Below are 15,364 nucleotides of genomic sequence, written 5' to 3'. Positions count from 1 at the left end.
CTCCTTTGCTAAACAAGTTCAATATTTTCCGACTAGGACAAATCCTACGCCGGGTATTTCTCTGATCTCGATGTTTTGCATTCCGGCAAACGAAAAGACCCGTGGAGCGTTATTTGACAGATATATCTCGATCGAAATATCGCCGGCATTTCGGATCGACAGCGTTTCGCTACTATCTGTCTCCCGTGCCGGCACTCTTTCGATCGTCGTCTTACGGTCTTTCTTACGCGTCCCTGTAGCCATATTTGATTTGAAACGTCTCGGAATTGCCTGTATTATTCAAAAAGTCCCTTTACATTGTCCTTCGGAAAACATTAGGAATTTCTGAGGTTTTGATGAACCCAGCAAATATCAAGCAAAATAGCCCGATCTATGAGTTCGGTCGTCTTCGTTTGGAAACCGGATCCGGCTTACTTGCCTGCGGAGACAACCATCAACGACTCCCTCCAAAGGTGTACAAATGTTTGATCACGCTGCTTGAGAACTCAGGAAATGTGGTGCCGAAAGATATCCTCGCCTCAGAGCTATGGCCGGATACGTTCGTCGACGATAACGCTCTTACCTACACAGTTTCACAGCTTCGAAAAGCTATTCGAGACCTTGATCCTTTGGCCACATATATTGAGACCGTCCCAAAGATCGGATACAGATTCTCGGCTCCGGTGCTTATCACTTATGCAAGTGCAGACGACGAGACTGCGCTCACTGAAAGTATGAACAGCGGCGTGATCGAACGGGTCGAAGTCGAAGATACTTGGATTGAGGAGAGGAACGATTCGTCGATGATCCCGATTCGCCATTCTCGCCCGGAAAGGCCGCGAAATCGTCTCATACTTGCAATTGTTGCGTTGGCTGTCGTTGCAGCGTCATCAATTGGGGTATACGAATATCTCAATTCGCAAATTTCGTCGACAAATAAGAGCATTGCCGTACTACCGTTAGTAGCTCTCGACTCTGAAAGCCAGGATGAGGTACTATCGCTGGGTTTGACCGATGCATTGATCACGGAGCTCGGGCGCTCATCGGAATTCACTGTCCGTCCGCTGAGCACAGTTACTCGTTCGTTTGCCGAAAGAAAAGACCCTATTGAGGTCGGGCGGGCTCTAAAAGTCGATGTTGTGGTGAGCTGGCATTATCAATTGCGTGATTCTCGAATGCGTGTCAACGCAAAACTACTGAATGTAGCCTCCGGCGATCAAGTGTGGTCCGAGGTTTTGGACGAAAAGACGTCAGACTTGTTTGCGATCCAAGACATAATTTCAAGCAAGATCGCTTCATCCTTAGTGATTGGGATGCCCATTGGCGGCGGCCCCCGACCAGAAGCGACCCGCCGCAACGGCGCCGCTTATCAGGCATACCTTCGTGGGCGTTATAGCTGGAATCAGCGAACTAAAGTCGGCTTCTTAGACTCGCTTAGCTATTTCGAACAGGCTATCGTGCTAGACCCGAAGTTCGCAGAGGCTCAGATCGGAGTCGCCGATGCGTACCTGGGCCTTTACGATTACGGCTACTTGCCCGCTTCGGAGACGATCCCGAAAGCTACGACAGCAGTGAACCGTGCCCTTCAGCTTTCGCCCGAACTCTCAAAAGCTTTCTCAACGCTCGCGTCGATCGAGTTTCTCTACAATCACGACTGGGAGGCAACTGAGGCCAATTTTGTGCGAGCGATCGATTTGGCCCCCAACGACCCTACGCCTCGTCTGCGTTACGGTTGGATGATGAGCGTGATCGGTCGGCTCGACGAAGGCCTGAACCAGCTGCATATCGCCGAAAGCTTTGACCCGACCTCGCACGTGATCCAGGCCAACATTGTCGAAAATCATATTTTCGCCGGAAATGTCGAAGAGGCGAACACGCGCCTAAAGTCCATCAGGATGACGGCACCGGATTTCAGCCTTGTCCATTGGCACCAGGGAACGGTCTTTTTTATTGAGAACAGGCTTGCCGACACCGTCGTCGAATTTTTGCGTGCGCTAGAGATCGAAGAGGGCAACTCCGATCTCAGCAACAAGGTTCGGCAAGCACTGAAGACCAAGTCGTTGCAGTACGGATTGACACTCTGGCGCGTCGAACTCGAGAAACGCTACGCCGCTGAATACTTTCCCCCCAGCAGCATCGCACTCATCGGGGCTCTGGCCAATGACCGTGCAAACACGCTCAAATGGCTCGCCGAAGCTCAAAGGGTAAAAGACCCCTGGATACTTCAGATCTTTATGGGACCCGAATTCAAATTCCTACGCGGCGATCCCGTATTCGAATCATTGCTCACCGACCTGAAAATGAGAGAAGTATAGCCGAAACGCTTGTCAGAACCTCCTGTGGTAGCGGGTGGTTGAACGTGGATCAGAAACCTGTCTGTGCGAAAAGGAGCGAGAACTAGACGCAACACCGAACGGTCGGGCACAACCCGACCGCCGTGCATTCGGGGGCGATCCTCAATTTTCAACTCTCCACTTTCAACTCACTTCACTCCAGTCCAACAAAATCCACATCCGTCAAGGTGTCTGTGACGACGACGACACGCGGGACGAAGCGGTAGCTGCGTGAGTTAACGCTCATTACGAATGAGTCGCCCACAGGCACGCCGTCGAAGCGGTAGTATCCGAAGCTGGATGTGACCGCGGATCGCGTAACGCCGTTTACGTCGGTCATCGTCACTGTGGCGTTACGCAATCCGCGTCCGTCGGACGTGAGTACACGTCCAGACACTTCAACTCCTGCGACAGTCGGGATCAGCATCTCGAACGCACCGATGTCGGCACCGTCGCCGCCTGGGGCGTTTGCGATGCCTGTGAAATCAGTTGGCCGAGGCTGTCCGCGTTGGTCGGTCGTCAAACCGAAAGAATTGCCGCGGTCCCAAGCCGGGCTGCCCAACAATAGCATGTGAGTGAATGTCGGCCCGCCGTTGTCCTGCAGAGGCGTGAGCATCGGGTTGAGGATCGAGCTCGCGGTTCCTGTTTGATCGCCAACCGACGTAAAGCCCGTTGCTGTGCCGACGTTGCCGATCAGATTGTAGCCCTGCGACGCGAATGCTCCTGTCGTATCGGGCACCGTCGCGTTGTTCACGTTTCCTGCGATGATCGAGCTGCTTATGTTTGGCTGAACCCCGGTATGACGTATCCCGCCTGCACCGCCGGTTCCCGCAACGGAGTTGTTTGTTACCGTGCTGCCAAGGATGATCGTATCACCCGCACCGGTGAGCAGGCCGCCGGCACTGTTCGCTGCCGTATTCGGAGCGGAATTGCCGCTGATCGTTGAACCGACAACGAAAACCGAGCCGATGACATCGATCGCACCTGCTGTCTGTCCTACACCTGTCGCGGAATTGCCGCTGACCGTGCTTCGCAGAAGATAAAGCGCGTCGGCAGACGAAAAGTCGTAGTATGCTCCACCTCTTTGAGCTGTGTTGTTACTGATCGTGCTGTCGATCAGAGTCACGGATCCACCGCCTTGCGCCAGGATCGCACCGCCGCTCCCGACGATGCTGTTTCCGGAAATAACAGTATCCGTGATAGTCAGGTCAACGCCGTTCGTCCTTATCGAACCGCCGCTTCCGGGATTTGCCCCTCCAACTCCGTTACCTTGAGTCAAAGTGAGACCTGTGATGTTCACGCTGTTTCCGGCACCGCTGAACGAGAAGTGCCGGCTCGCATTCCCGCCGCTGATCGTGAGTTGGTCGGCACCGGGTCCAATTATGTTAAGCGGAACTGCAACCGCGATCTCAGAAGACAAAGTGATCGTGTCGGTGCCGTCGTTGCCGCCCTCGGGGCCTGCGGCCAAAGGCATCGCGAACGTGACCGTGCTCGCGGGACATGCGTCTGTCATTGCCTGACGCAAACTGCCGTTTCCGCTGTTCGCCAACGTCGTTACTACAGGATCAGGCGTACAAACGGGCGGTGTTGGCGTCGGAGTAGGCGTTGGTGAAGGGACGGAACAGGCATAATTCATCGAATCGATACCGATGTAATCAGCGTTCAGCCCTCCCGGACCTGCGTTCTCCACGAAATATCTGAATGCGAGCCTGCCGGACGTAGGAACGGGCATTCCGGTAATGTCTATCGTGTACTGAGTCCAGCTTGTGGGATATCCGCCGATGATATATGACGGGTTAATATCCAGAAGCCCGGTTGCAAAATCCCCAACGTCTGTCGCAGATGTGCCTGCATTCGTGCTAGTGCCGGCAGTGCTCATACGGACTTGAAGCCGATCGGGAAAGGCGCCGACACGTCCGCGGGTCCAGAATGTCAGCCGAGCACCGTCTTGGAGTGTCAGAACAGGCGTCATCAGCCAGTTGCTTATGGTATTTGCGCCGGACGTATTCAAGTAATCCGCAGCGATATAGGAGTTTTCTGCTCCGGAATGAGAAGGAAACGTGCTCTCTATCCCTTGGAACCAGTTGGTCGTGCCGATCGGATCGCTCAGATTCTGCAGATTCCATCCTGTTCCCGGAAGCAGTGAAATGTCGTCGAATGTCTCTGACATTGGAGCACACGCGGGTGCAGGGCTGGGGGTCGCGACCGGAGTTGGTGTGGGCGATGGCGTCGGTGTCGGGGTGCCGGCCGCTGTTCCCACAACGTCGAACGGGAAATCCTGCGGCACGTCGGGTGCCGATGCCGGTGTTCCCGTGTCCAAGACCGCCGTCCAGACGCCTGTTGCACTCGAATAGGTCAACGCATTGTCGCCGGGATTGCCCCTTGAGCCGGGAATGGTCTTCGCGGGGTAAAAATGCACCAAATTTCCGGTCACCGTCGAGTTCCAATCAAACCAGTACGTCCCCGGAGCCAAGGTGGTGTTGATGCTGAGTGTATTTCTCCAGATTCGCCGTGTCGTTGTCGGTGCAATTCCGGGCGCGGGAAATGAGGAATTAAATATTCGGAAATACGACGTATCAAGCGAGTTGATCAGCCGATCTGTTGTGGTATCTCCAAAAATGACATTTCCACCCGCATTCGGCGGACCGTCCCAAATCCTCAGCGTCGATGCGATGAATGGCGATGTCGCAGGGCCGTTGGTTTGGTAAGCGTAAAAACTCACGGTTTGCAGGTTGCATGTATCGCCGATGGTGAAATCATCAGCGAGCCGCAGGGACGAGGCCGCCAATTCACTTGCTGAAAACCCGGCCAGACCGTTGGCTTCGGCAAAGTTGCCTGTATTGTTTTGCAACTCACTCCAGAACGATCCGGTTGCAGCAACGGTGCCATTAGCGGAAAGTACCTGAGGATTCAAATTGCCGTTACTGAATGTACACGCCTGCGGTGTCGGCGTTGGTGTCGGTGTCGGTGTCGGCGTCGGTGTTGGTGTCGGCGTTGGTGTTGGTGTCGGCGTTGGTGTCGGCGTCGGTGTTGGTGTCGGCGTTGGTGTTGGTGTCGGCGTTGGCGAAGGAGTCGGAGTAGGGGTTGGTGTGGGGCTTGCATTACACACACCGGCACCCTGCGGGCATATGCCGCGAGTTCCTCTAAGGGTCTGACCATTGCTAACACTCGATGTGTTGAACGAGAACTGAGTGAAATTGCTATCATTGGCCCCTCGTTGGACGCCGATAGTCGCCGATTGTCCGTTTGCGTTAGCGGTCGTGCCACCGCTCCCGGTCAACGCATATACGTACCTGAAGTTATCGGTACCTTCTGTTAGTACGATGGCGAATCTAATGGTCACCCCGTCTGCCGCTACATTAGAATTGTGCTGAGCACGCCATTCTATCCAAAACTCACGATTTGGGCTGCTTCCTGTAGTATGGGTGTATATCCCACCATTATTTCCCAACCTGTCCGTTGACGTGTTCAGATCGTCCCAGAAAGGCACCAAAGCAGGAGAAATTCCGCCAAAACTCCCGGGCAGCTCGGCGTTTGCATCCGGGGCGTTAAGACTTGAGCCGACATTTATCATAAGCACCCCCCGCGTTGATGCCCTTGGGTTAGTAACCAACTGATCGTAAAGTGTCGACGACCAATTTTCCGGCAATTGAACGTTGGCTGCGCCCCCATAAGTTCGTGTTCCCGAAATATAGGTGCCGCCGCTAGGTATCGACTCATTCTCATTCGAACTCGTAATTGTGTAAGAATCGCCTTGAGTTCCCACACCCAATGTGAAATTGAAAGCCGAGACAGAGTTTGGCCCATTGATCCCGGTATAGGTGACCGTCAGCGTCAATCTGATCTTCGAAAGGCAGGCGATCGAGTTGCTTGTCGATATCCGAAAAGGCTGTAGGTTAAGCCGCGATACTCCCGTTGCGGGCAGATTTGCATATGCGGAAGTTGCGTCATTTATCGTTACGCCGGGCGTCGTCGTGGAAAGAACTGCAGAGACATTTGTTACCACCTGGCTCGAATTATTTGCAAGCGGAATTCGAATTGTATTGCATTCATTCGGTTCGATGATCCCGTTGCCTGAGGTTACATTGATTATGCCTGCGCTGGTGACCTCCTCGGTATCAAACGCTTCCGTCACTCGCGTTTCCGACTGAACGCTGGCTGAGTAGCCGAAGCCCCGGCGGCGAAAACCTTCGCGAACGTCCTTGGCATCAGCAGCGTTTTCCGGAGACGCTGACAAAGCTGAGGCCGCGAGGATGATCGCATCACGTCCCTGTATCATATTCGGATTGATCGCCGACAGTTTCATTCCATCAGTGACGACCTGAAGGACCCTTTGCGTGCCCGGTTCGAAACCTAAGCGAGCGAGCATAAGAGACCGCACCTCCCATAACGCTGATTTCCAGATCTCGCCGGCATTGTGGACCTGTGAGCAGAGCCCGGCCGTTGCCGACGTAGGGTTTCTCGGAAATGCACTTGAAACGGCCGTCGTTGTCGTTCCAAGAGTTTCGTCACAGTCCGAGTTAATGTGACCAAAGGTAAGCGGGTTGTGAGGGAGATTATTGGGCCCGCCCTTTGATGCGATCACCGAAGTTGGGAATCGTCGGAGCCCATAGTAATAGTTGCCTGTATATCCGGCCGTTCTATTCAATTGCGTGTATGCAGTCATTCCATATACACCGTTTGGACTGTCAAACGGCGTGGCCAAAAGGGTATGGGCATACCAGTCTCCCCAACCCTCTCCCATCATTCCACCCTGATTGCCTAGGCCGCTGGCGTTACCATGAAGTCGATGCGATAGGCCGTGAGCGATCTCATGTACGATTATCTCTGTGTCCGCTGTACCGTCTCGATTCGGACTTGCGTATGTAAAGATATACATCTGCATACGCCCGAAAATACCATCCGCACCGGTCGCAAAGTTTGCGTTATTCGTACCGGAATAATCCTGGCCTTCTGCATGGACAGGGTCATTCTGCGAACCGCCGCGGCCAAAATTGTTTAGCTGAAAATTTCGGGCGGGTTCTGTGAATCCAACCTTGTAAAACTCGTCGTGAACCCAATTCGTTGTATAAAACATATGGATCACCGCTCCCCGTTGAGCCTGAGTTGTAATTGGATTATCCCCCGGCGTGGGATTGCCCGGCGGCGGATTCCACGTGGATGTAAACACGCGGCATCCCGTACCGGGACAGGCTGTGTCGCCCGATTGGATCGCATCAATGCCGTTAGTTCCGTCGCGGTCGATACCCGCTCGAACCGCATTACCGGAAGTGCCGTTGTCGTTGTCGGTTATCCACCCGTTGTTGTTAAACGAGTATGACCCGCTATTGCCGACCAATGAAATGTTTGTGCGTGTTGCAATAGACCCTTGTGTGCCGAGCAGCGGACTGTTCGGCCCCGGCGACATCGGAGCCGGACTATCTTGGATCGGCATAAATGCGAATGAGTTTTGATAGACCTGATAGGTTGCAGACTGTGTCTGATCGTCGGTGATATTCTTGTGCCAAAGCACGGTATTCGTCTCCGCATCCACGATGACGTAGTATGCATTGACCGGTTGCCAGATGAGTACCCGCCAAGCCGGAACCACTATCCCGGGTTCAGTAGGAAAATATATTTTCTCGGCTCGTGTCGCCCAGTCGCCCGTGCCGTAAACGTCGATCAGTTCGGTTGATTCGGCAAGATTCCTGTCAATAGCTTCAACTTTTTCTTTCGACCTGATGTGGGCAAGCGCCGTACTAACAGCGGCAAATGAATCACCAAATTCGGTCGATATTCGAGATTCATCGACGCCCGGAGCGAGGTTATTTATGACCCGAATGATCTCTCCGCTCTTGGTAAATCCCGCCTTTACTTCGCTGCGGAATACGGGAATTCCGTTGATCTTTTGTTCGAGATGAACGTATGAAAGATTGCCGTCGGGGTTTGTATAATCTGCGGCTATGTCCAGTTTGTCGATCTGCTGCTGGTCCAGCCCGATAAGAAGATCGTTGGTCTTAAGAAAATTGCGGAGTATATCGACACGTTTTGCTCCCGAAGGCTCGGACAGCCATTCGGTTCGCTTGGCGTAAGCGTCTGGAGTGATGACTTCCGGAGTCTTGATGTCCAGATTGTATTCGACCTTTGCGGTCGGGTGTGACCGCTTGAAGTTCTCTTCGCCGCGGACGAAATCCTCTCGGATATCTGCCACGTTTGCCGCATTCAGGCCGGCTCTATCTCTAAATTGCCTTAGCGCATCGACGTCGCTCTCTTCACTGGATGAGCGAATGTCCCACATCTTCGGGATGCCCTCGTCTTCGCTCACCGTGACGGGATGGAGTCCTTTCCTGCTATTGTCCCCGACCTGCGCGTTCGCAACGCCGGGAAAGATGCCGAACGGATCAAAGCTGATCACGGCCATCATTACCAAGATCACTACGACCACCAACAAACTCCATTGAAAACGTGGGAACAACGATGTGGTATTCATATTCATGATTCTTCCTCCGGACAGGTCAACTCTCGACGAAAATTTCCCCTCTATCTACTAACGCAAAGAACCGCGGCAAAACCCGTCAGAAAAATGTGAAAAAAGATACAGAAGTTTTTGAGGTGTATTCGATTGGAAAGCTATCCGGTCAACTTTTGCGGTGCAGCAGGCATCTGAAGAGGAGTTTAGGGTTTACAATAAAGGGCGTATGAAAAGAGTAATTGGAGCGAGTGTTTTAGCCACGGCGGCGATGCTTTTTGCGATGCCTGCGGCGGCTCAGACGGTGATCGCGGGCGGCGGCATGTCGCAGGCAGACGCCGAGCGGATCATTAAAAAGGTAACGGAACACGAAAGCGAGTTTCGCTATGCTCTGTCGTACTACGTTTTCAACCGCTTTGCTACGGTGCAGACGATCGGGCTCGGCGGGCAGATCACAGGCACATTCCGCCGTGATTCTTTCATGACCTTTCGCTCGGACGGTACGCGTTTTGAACGTGTGGTCCATGCTCCCGTCGCAACAACTCCGCCCGGATTCGTCACGCCCGAAGACCTGGAAGACCTCGGCGGTGTAAATCCTTTCGCCCTCGAACCGCGTTTTATGGATCAGTATCGCGTTGCGTACGTCGGAACCGAACGCATAGACGAGCTGGATCTGTACATATTTGACGTCACGCCAAGGGCCATTCCCGACCCGAAAAAGACAAAAATGCGGCTATTCACAGGCCGCATTTGGGTGGACAAGGACGATCTGATGATCGTAAAAAGCCGCGGTAAGGCGGTCCCTGAAACCAAAACCAACAAATTCCCGATAGTCGAGACCACTCGCGAGCAGATCGACGGAAAATACTGGTTCCCGACCGATGCTCGATCTGACGACGAACTTGTTTTTGACAGCGGTCAGGTGATCAAGATAAGAATGCGGGTTCGGTTCACCGACTATAAACTCGGCAGGACAGACGTGCGAATCCTCGACGACGACGAGCCCGCGACGCCGGAGCCTTCGCCGACGCCGAGAAAGCCGTGAATTCAGGAATATAACTCGTTAGCGATCGCCGTTCGTGTGCGGACAAGCACGTCCATCAGATCGTTCTCCGCTGTCTTTCCTTCTATGTCGATGGGCGGCAAAATGACCATCTCGATCTCGCCAGCGTATGCTACGCCTGTACGTTTGCCCATCATCACGTCCGTATTCTTGATCGCAACAGGTACGATCGGTGCTCCGGTCTGAAACGCAAGATGAAAAGCACCTTTCTTGAACGGCAGAAGTTCGCCCGGCATCGCGCGCGTTCCTTCGACGAAAATGCCGAAGGAATATCCTTCCTCAAGCACCCTGCGTGCTTTTTCCATTGAACGCATCGCCCGCTCGGGGTTTGAGCGGTCGATCGCGAAGATCTTTACATAGTGCATCCCTTGCCCGAGGATCGGTGCTTTCAGCAGTTCCTTTTTCGCGACGAGGCCCATTTTTCTGCCTGTGTAAAAAAAGAGCGTCGCAGTGTCGAGATAAGAGCGGTGATTTGCAGCAAAAACGTATGAGCGGCCTACTTCCAGGTTCTCAAGGCCCGTTACTTTGATCGTCGCGCCGCACGCCCACAGCCATTTTTCCGCACCCCATTTTGCAATGGGATGCAGCCACATCTTCTTGTTGATGATGCCGAGAATTATAAGTGCCGGCGGGCCGATGATGAGGAGCAAAAAGCAAGCTACGAACCAACTCCACCAATAGCGAAGTTTCCCGGCAAGCCGCGATTTGTTAGACTCAGGGACAGGAAAAGCAATCTTTTCGTTCTCCCTCAGGCTCAACGCCATATCGTGCCGCACATGCTCAGACATCTTTTTCCAGTTCGAATTGCCGCATTGATTCTACTGTTTTCTGCGGCGGTTGTCGCTCAGGTGCCGTCGCCGAAAAGCGTTCTCGGCTTTCAGCCCACCGACGAACGCACCATCGCCGACTGGACGCAGATCACAGATTATTTCGACAAACTCGGCCGTGCGAGCGACCGCGTGGAGGTGCGGGAATTCGGCAATACGACCTTAGGCAAGCGCATGATCGCGGCCTTCATCTCGTCGCCTGACAATATTCGCAATATCGAAAGGGTTCGCGAAAACAATGCAAAGCTGGCCGACCCACGGCGAATTTCCGGCGAAGAAGAGATGCAGCGGCTCGTCCGCGAAGGCAAGACCGTGGTCGCGATATCGTGCTCGATACATTCGAACGAGATCGTTGCCTCGCAGATGTCGATGAATCTCGCGTACGAGCTGGCGACCGCGAACGACCCTGAAACGGCAGAGATCTTGGCAAACACGGTTCTGCTGCTCATACCCTCATCCAATCCCGACGGCATCGACATGGTCGCCGATTGGTACCGAAAGACGCTCGGCACAAAGAGCGAAGGCACCGCACCGCCGGAGCTTTATCACCATTACGCCGGTCATGACAACAACCGCGATTGGTTCATGCTCAACCTCGCCGAAACGCGTGCGATCACCAAACTCTTTTGGCAGCAATGGTTTCCGCAGATAGTTTTCGATGTGCATCAGATGGGTCAGAACGGCCCACGTTTTGTCATTCCGCCGTTTCACGATCCGGCCTATCCGCGAATTTCGCCGACCATCGTTCGCGAGGTCGGCCTTGTTGGCCTGAAAATGGCAGCCGATCTGCAGGCGAAGGGCATCAAAGGCGTCGCAACGAATACGACTTTCGATATGTGGTGGCACGGCGGCTTTCGAACTGCACCTTACTATCACAATTCGATCGGCATATTGTCGGAAGCGGCCAGCGCGAACCTGATGACTCCGGTCACGATAAACCGCGAGACGCTTGGGCAAACGAGGCCTGCACGCGGACTTAATTCGCCGCTGGAGCCTGCGATCAATCACCCTGAGCCTTGGACCGGCGGAAAATGGGGGCCGAAAGACATTGCAGAGATCGAGATGATCTCCAGCCGGACCATATTGCTCCAGGCCGCGAAGTATCGTGAGCGATACCTTCGAAATTTCTACAGTTTAGGTAAGGAAAACATTCAGACTCGCGATGATATCCCATCGGCATATGTCGTCCTCGCGGGCCAGCCGATACCGCACACGGTCGCGCGATTTCTTGAGATACTGATGTGGCAGGGCATCGAGGTGCACGAGATGACGCACGAACTGTGGGTCAAGCACAGCAAAGAGGAAGAGTTTCATGAGATACCGCTTGGCAGCTTTTTGATATTTACGGATCAGCCGCAGCGAAATAACATCCTCAGCCTTTTCGAACCGCAAACATATCCTCGACGCGTCGGAGCGAACGGCGAACCCGACACACCTTACGACGTTGCGGGCTGGACGCTGTGGATGCAAATGGGCATCGACGCTCAGGAAATTTGGGATATCCAAGACCAGAAGAAGTTTCAAAACACGATCAAACCGGTCAACGATATCAATCGAGCACGTTCGGTGCTAAATCTGCCGCCGGCATCGGGGCCGTTTCCCAAGATCGCTAATCCGCTTAAGACCAAGCCGCGTATTGGTCTATACAAGCCATACACTTCGTCAATGGACGAAGGCTGGACGCGTTTTGTGTTTGACACTTTTCAGATACCGTTCAAGTCGGTAATGCCGGCGGACGTCCGCAGCAACAAGCTCGAACTGGACGTGCTTGTGCTTCCGTCTGATTCTGAGAACAACATACTACGCGGCCTGAGCGCCGACAGATACCCCGACGAATTTGCCGGCGGCATCGGCGACGAAGGCGTTGCCAACATCAAACGCTTTGTCGAGAACGGCGGCCGCTTGGTGTGTTTTGACCGTTCGTGCTCGCTGGTGATCAAGAGCTTTGGCCTGCCGATGAAAAACGCCCTCGAAGGTGTCGAGCGTCGGCAATTCTATAATCCGGGCTCGATCTTGAAGATCGAGGTGGACAAGGAACTGCCTATGTCACGAGGTGTTCCCGACGAGACGGCAGCATATTTTACTAACAGCTCTGCGTTTGAGGTCGAGGACGAGCAGAAGGTAACGATCGTCGCTCAATATGCACTGCGCAACGCGTTAATGTCCGGCTGGATGCTGGGCGAGCGTATGTTAAACGGCAAGACCGCGATGGCTGTCGCAAAAGCAGGCCGCGGCGAGATCGTGCTGTTCGCTTTCCGTCCGCAGCACCGCGCACAGACTTGGGCGACGTTCCCGCTAATATTCAACTCATTGGAACTAAAGTGAATTTACGCAACTCTATAAGCCTGATCATATCGCTATTGTACTGCGGTGCAACACTTGCCCTCTCGGCCGTCAGCGTATCGGGACAGGGCGGTTATGAATTTCGCCGGCTGACGTCCGAACCGCTCATCCGGATCGGCCTCGCGACTAATGTTCCGACGGCGTCTATCACGACCACCGACACAACGCTGGTCGCATACTCGCCGGAAGAGAGTGACCGGATGCTCGCGGCGAATCGTGTAACCGTTTCTGCCCGTTCATACCGGCCGCCGGAGGTCGAGGTGTTTCGCGTGGAATTTCAAAACCTTCCCACCCAGGAAGATGCAAACATTCTCTCTCGCGACATTCGCCAGTTGGCCGGTGAAACATCTGTTGTCAGCTTTGATGCCGCGTCGTCTCAATGGAAGGTCGTCGTCGGTTCGGTCAAGGAATCAAACATTGAGGCCGAAGAACTGAAAGCAAAACTCGAAGAAAAGGGCTTTGACGACGCCGTAATTATCGGAGAGCGTCGTGTGCGGCCCTCTGAAGACGCGGTCGATCTGTCGCAGCAGGTTCGTTCAGGCGCCAAAGGCGAGGTTCGCAGTTTGATACGCCCGACGGGTTCCGCGGCGGCAACAGGCGCGGCAGCGATCGATCCTAGTCTTCGCGAGGTCGTGGTCAATGGCCCGAGCGAGATGGCCAAATATTCATCTCTGCGTGCAGTGGCATTTGGTTCAGCGAATGAGCGTGCAAATCCCGTCCGTTATAATGGCAAGGCTTATCGTGGCCGTATCGAAGTATTCGTAAATGCACGCGGCTCCTTAACAGTGGTAAACGAGGTTCCGATCGAGGAATACCTGCTCGGCGTCGTTCCGGCAGAGCTTGGCCTTCCGCAGCTCGAAGCTCAAAAGGCACAGGCGGTTGCGGCAAGGACATACGCCATCGCAAACATTGGGACCTACGGCAGGCAAGGATTTGATATGGTGCCCACCGTCTGGTCACAGGTCTATAAAGGCGTTTCGATCGAGAATCGCATGGGTACTCAAGCCGTTCGCGAAACCCGCGGGATCGTCGCGATGTACAACGGCAAGCCCATAACCGCTTATTACACATCAACTTGCGGCGGCCGAACGGAAAATTCGGAGAACGTTTTTGAGAAGGCCGAGCCGTATCTGCGAGGTGTGGAATGCTCGCTGGAAGGACGCCGTCATTTCGAGCCGTTCCTTATCAGGTCGAACAGACCGCAGCCTCGTGTCCGCGACGATGCATCTTTAGAGCTTGTAAGGCGGATGTCACTGCTCGCAGCGAACGGATTTTATCTGCCCAATGAACCGATGACGGACGACTGGTTCACGGATATTCCGAGTGAGCAGGAATTGAACCTTTGGCTCGGCCAGCTTGCGATCCGCTTCGGCAAACCGGCACCGCAGGTCACGCGACAATCCGCGAATCCGGTGGAACTGGCCCGAATCATAGCGTCGTTAGCGTACGCTCCGGGCGTCGCGGATACGATGCTGACGGATTCGGATATCAACTATTTGCTGGGATTTGCCGACGCATCGGAGATCCCGCGTGAGCGGCGTGCCGAGATCGCAATGCTGATGCGCGACGGGCTTTTTTCGATTAATGCCGACCAGACGTTTCAGCCCGGACGGCCATTCACGCGAGCGAGGTTGATACGGTTGATCGGCCAAATTTATGACCGCCGCAAATGGACGCCGGAAATGCTCTCGGGCGTGGCTCGGCCGACAGTTGACGGCAAGCTCGTCTTTAGAATGGGCAGGACAGACCGCCAGTTGAATGTGCGTCCTGATGTGTTCCTGTTCCGGGATTTCGGCGGAACGATGTATCCGGTTCGCGAAGCGGCTCTTGTCGGCGGCGAGAACGTACGTTACCAACTCGATGCTCTCGGCGCCGTGAAATATCTGGAGATACAGCCGACCGAAACGCCGACCACTGCGGAAAATATGTCGCCGTGGGTCAACTGGACCCGTTCGGGCTCGGCCGCCGAGGTGCAGTCGCGGCTTTCGCGATATGTGCGCGGCATAGGGACGCTTTACGACCTAAACGTCAAACAGGTCGGTTATTCGCGGCGTGCCGTCGAACTTGAAATAATTGGTTCGAACGGCGTTAAAACGCTCAAAGGCGGTAAGATACGCTCCGCTCTGCGGCTGCCGGAACAGCTTTTTGTAATGAACAAACGCTATTCGGGCGACCGCGTGACAAGTTTCACCTTCACCGGCCGCGGCTGGGGCCACGGCGTCGGCATGTGCCAATACGGCGCATTCGGCCTGGCGAAAATGGGCGTGAAATACGACGAGATCATCCGTCATTACTACACCGGAGTTGAACTAACAGCAATGTATTAGCTAAATTGGGCGATCCTCTTGGTTGCCCGACCAAATGATCCAAA

At 54.2% G+C, this 15,364-nt stretch carries 7 protein-coding genes; 4 read left to right on the top strand and 3 right to left on the bottom strand.

Annotated features, from left to right (window positions below; genetic code table 11):
* Positions 1-18: 18 nt before the first annotated feature.
* Complete coding sequence (locus IPM50_05750; GenBank protein QQS34078.1) at positions 19-243, bottom strand: hypothetical protein; 225 nt, start codon at positions 241-243, stop codon at positions 19-21.
* Between the two features lie 92 nt (positions 244-335).
* Between IPM50_05750 and IPM50_05745 the strand changes: the two genes are divergently transcribed.
* Positions 336-2,294, top strand: a complete 1,959-nt coding sequence (locus IPM50_05745; protein QQS34077.1) for a winged helix-turn-helix domain-containing protein — start codon at positions 336-338, stop codon at positions 2,292-2,294.
* A 172-nt stretch (positions 2,295-2,466) separates the two neighbouring features.
* On the opposite strand, the gene IPM50_05740 is transcribed toward IPM50_05745, so the two are convergent.
* Positions 2,467-8,781, bottom strand: a complete 6,315-nt coding sequence (locus tag IPM50_05740) for a M36 family metallopeptidase (protein ID QQS34076.1) — start codon at positions 8,779-8,781, stop codon at positions 2,467-2,469.
* Between the two features lie 208 nt (positions 8,782-8,989).
* Between IPM50_05740 and IPM50_05735 the strand changes: the two genes are divergently transcribed.
* Positions 8,990-9,805: a hypothetical protein gene (locus IPM50_05735; protein ID QQS34075.1), complete on the top strand. Its 816-nt coding sequence runs from the start codon at positions 8,990-8,992 to the stop codon at positions 9,803-9,805.
* 2 nt (positions 9,806-9,807) lie between these two features.
* Here IPM50_05735 and IPM50_05730 read toward each other — a convergent pair whose 3' ends face one another.
* On the bottom strand, positions 9,808-10,611 hold the full coding sequence (locus tag IPM50_05730) for a 1-acyl-sn-glycerol-3-phosphate acyltransferase (protein ID QQS34074.1): 804 nt from the start codon (positions 10,609-10,611) through the stop codon (positions 9,808-9,810).
* Here IPM50_05730 and IPM50_05725 point away from each other — a divergent pair.
* Both IPM50_05725 and IPM50_05720 read left to right on the top strand, forming a co-directional pair.
* Positions 10,600-12,975, top strand: coding sequence for a hypothetical protein (locus IPM50_05725; protein ID QQS34073.1), 2,376 nt, complete (start codon positions 10,600-10,602; stop codon positions 12,973-12,975). The two genes, IPM50_05730 and IPM50_05725, sit on opposite strands and share 12 nt — an antisense overlap.
* Complete coding sequence (locus IPM50_05720) at positions 12,972-15,320, top strand: SpoIID/LytB domain-containing protein (GenBank protein QQS34072.1); 2,349 nt, start codon at positions 12,972-12,974, stop codon at positions 15,318-15,320. Before IPM50_05725 ends, IPM50_05720 begins: the two co-directional genes overlap by 4 nt.
* Positions 15,321-15,364 lie beyond the last annotated feature (44 nt).

The organism is Acidobacteriota bacterium (assembly GCA_016700075.1).
Lineage (GTDB): Bacteria > Acidobacteriota > Blastocatellia > Pyrinomonadales > Pyrinomonadaceae > OLB17.
Note: the sequence above shows the minus strand (reverse complement) of the source record. Positions and strands in the feature narration are given on the sequence as shown.

Coding starts and splice junctions, on each gene's coding strand:
- IPM50_05750 (QQS34078.1), bottom strand. CDS start 243: ATGGCTACAGGGACGCGTAAGAAAGACCGTAAGACGACGATCGAAAGA.
- IPM50_05745 (QQS34077.1), top strand. CDS start 336: ATGAACCCAGCAAATATCAAGCAAAATAGCCCGATCTATGAGTTCGGT.
- IPM50_05740 (QQS34076.1), bottom strand. CDS start 8,781: ATGAATACCACATCGTTGTTCCCACGTTTTCAATGGAGTTTGTTGGTG.
- IPM50_05735 (QQS34075.1), top strand. CDS start 8,990: ATGAAAAGAGTAATTGGAGCGAGTGTTTTAGCCACGGCGGCGATGCTT.
- IPM50_05725 (QQS34073.1), top strand. CDS start 10,600: ATGCTCAGACATCTTTTTCCAGTTCGAATTGCCGCATTGATTCTACTG.
- IPM50_05730 (QQS34074.1), bottom strand. CDS start 10,611: ATGTCTGAGCATGTGCGGCACGATATGGCGTTGAGCCTGAGGGAGAAC.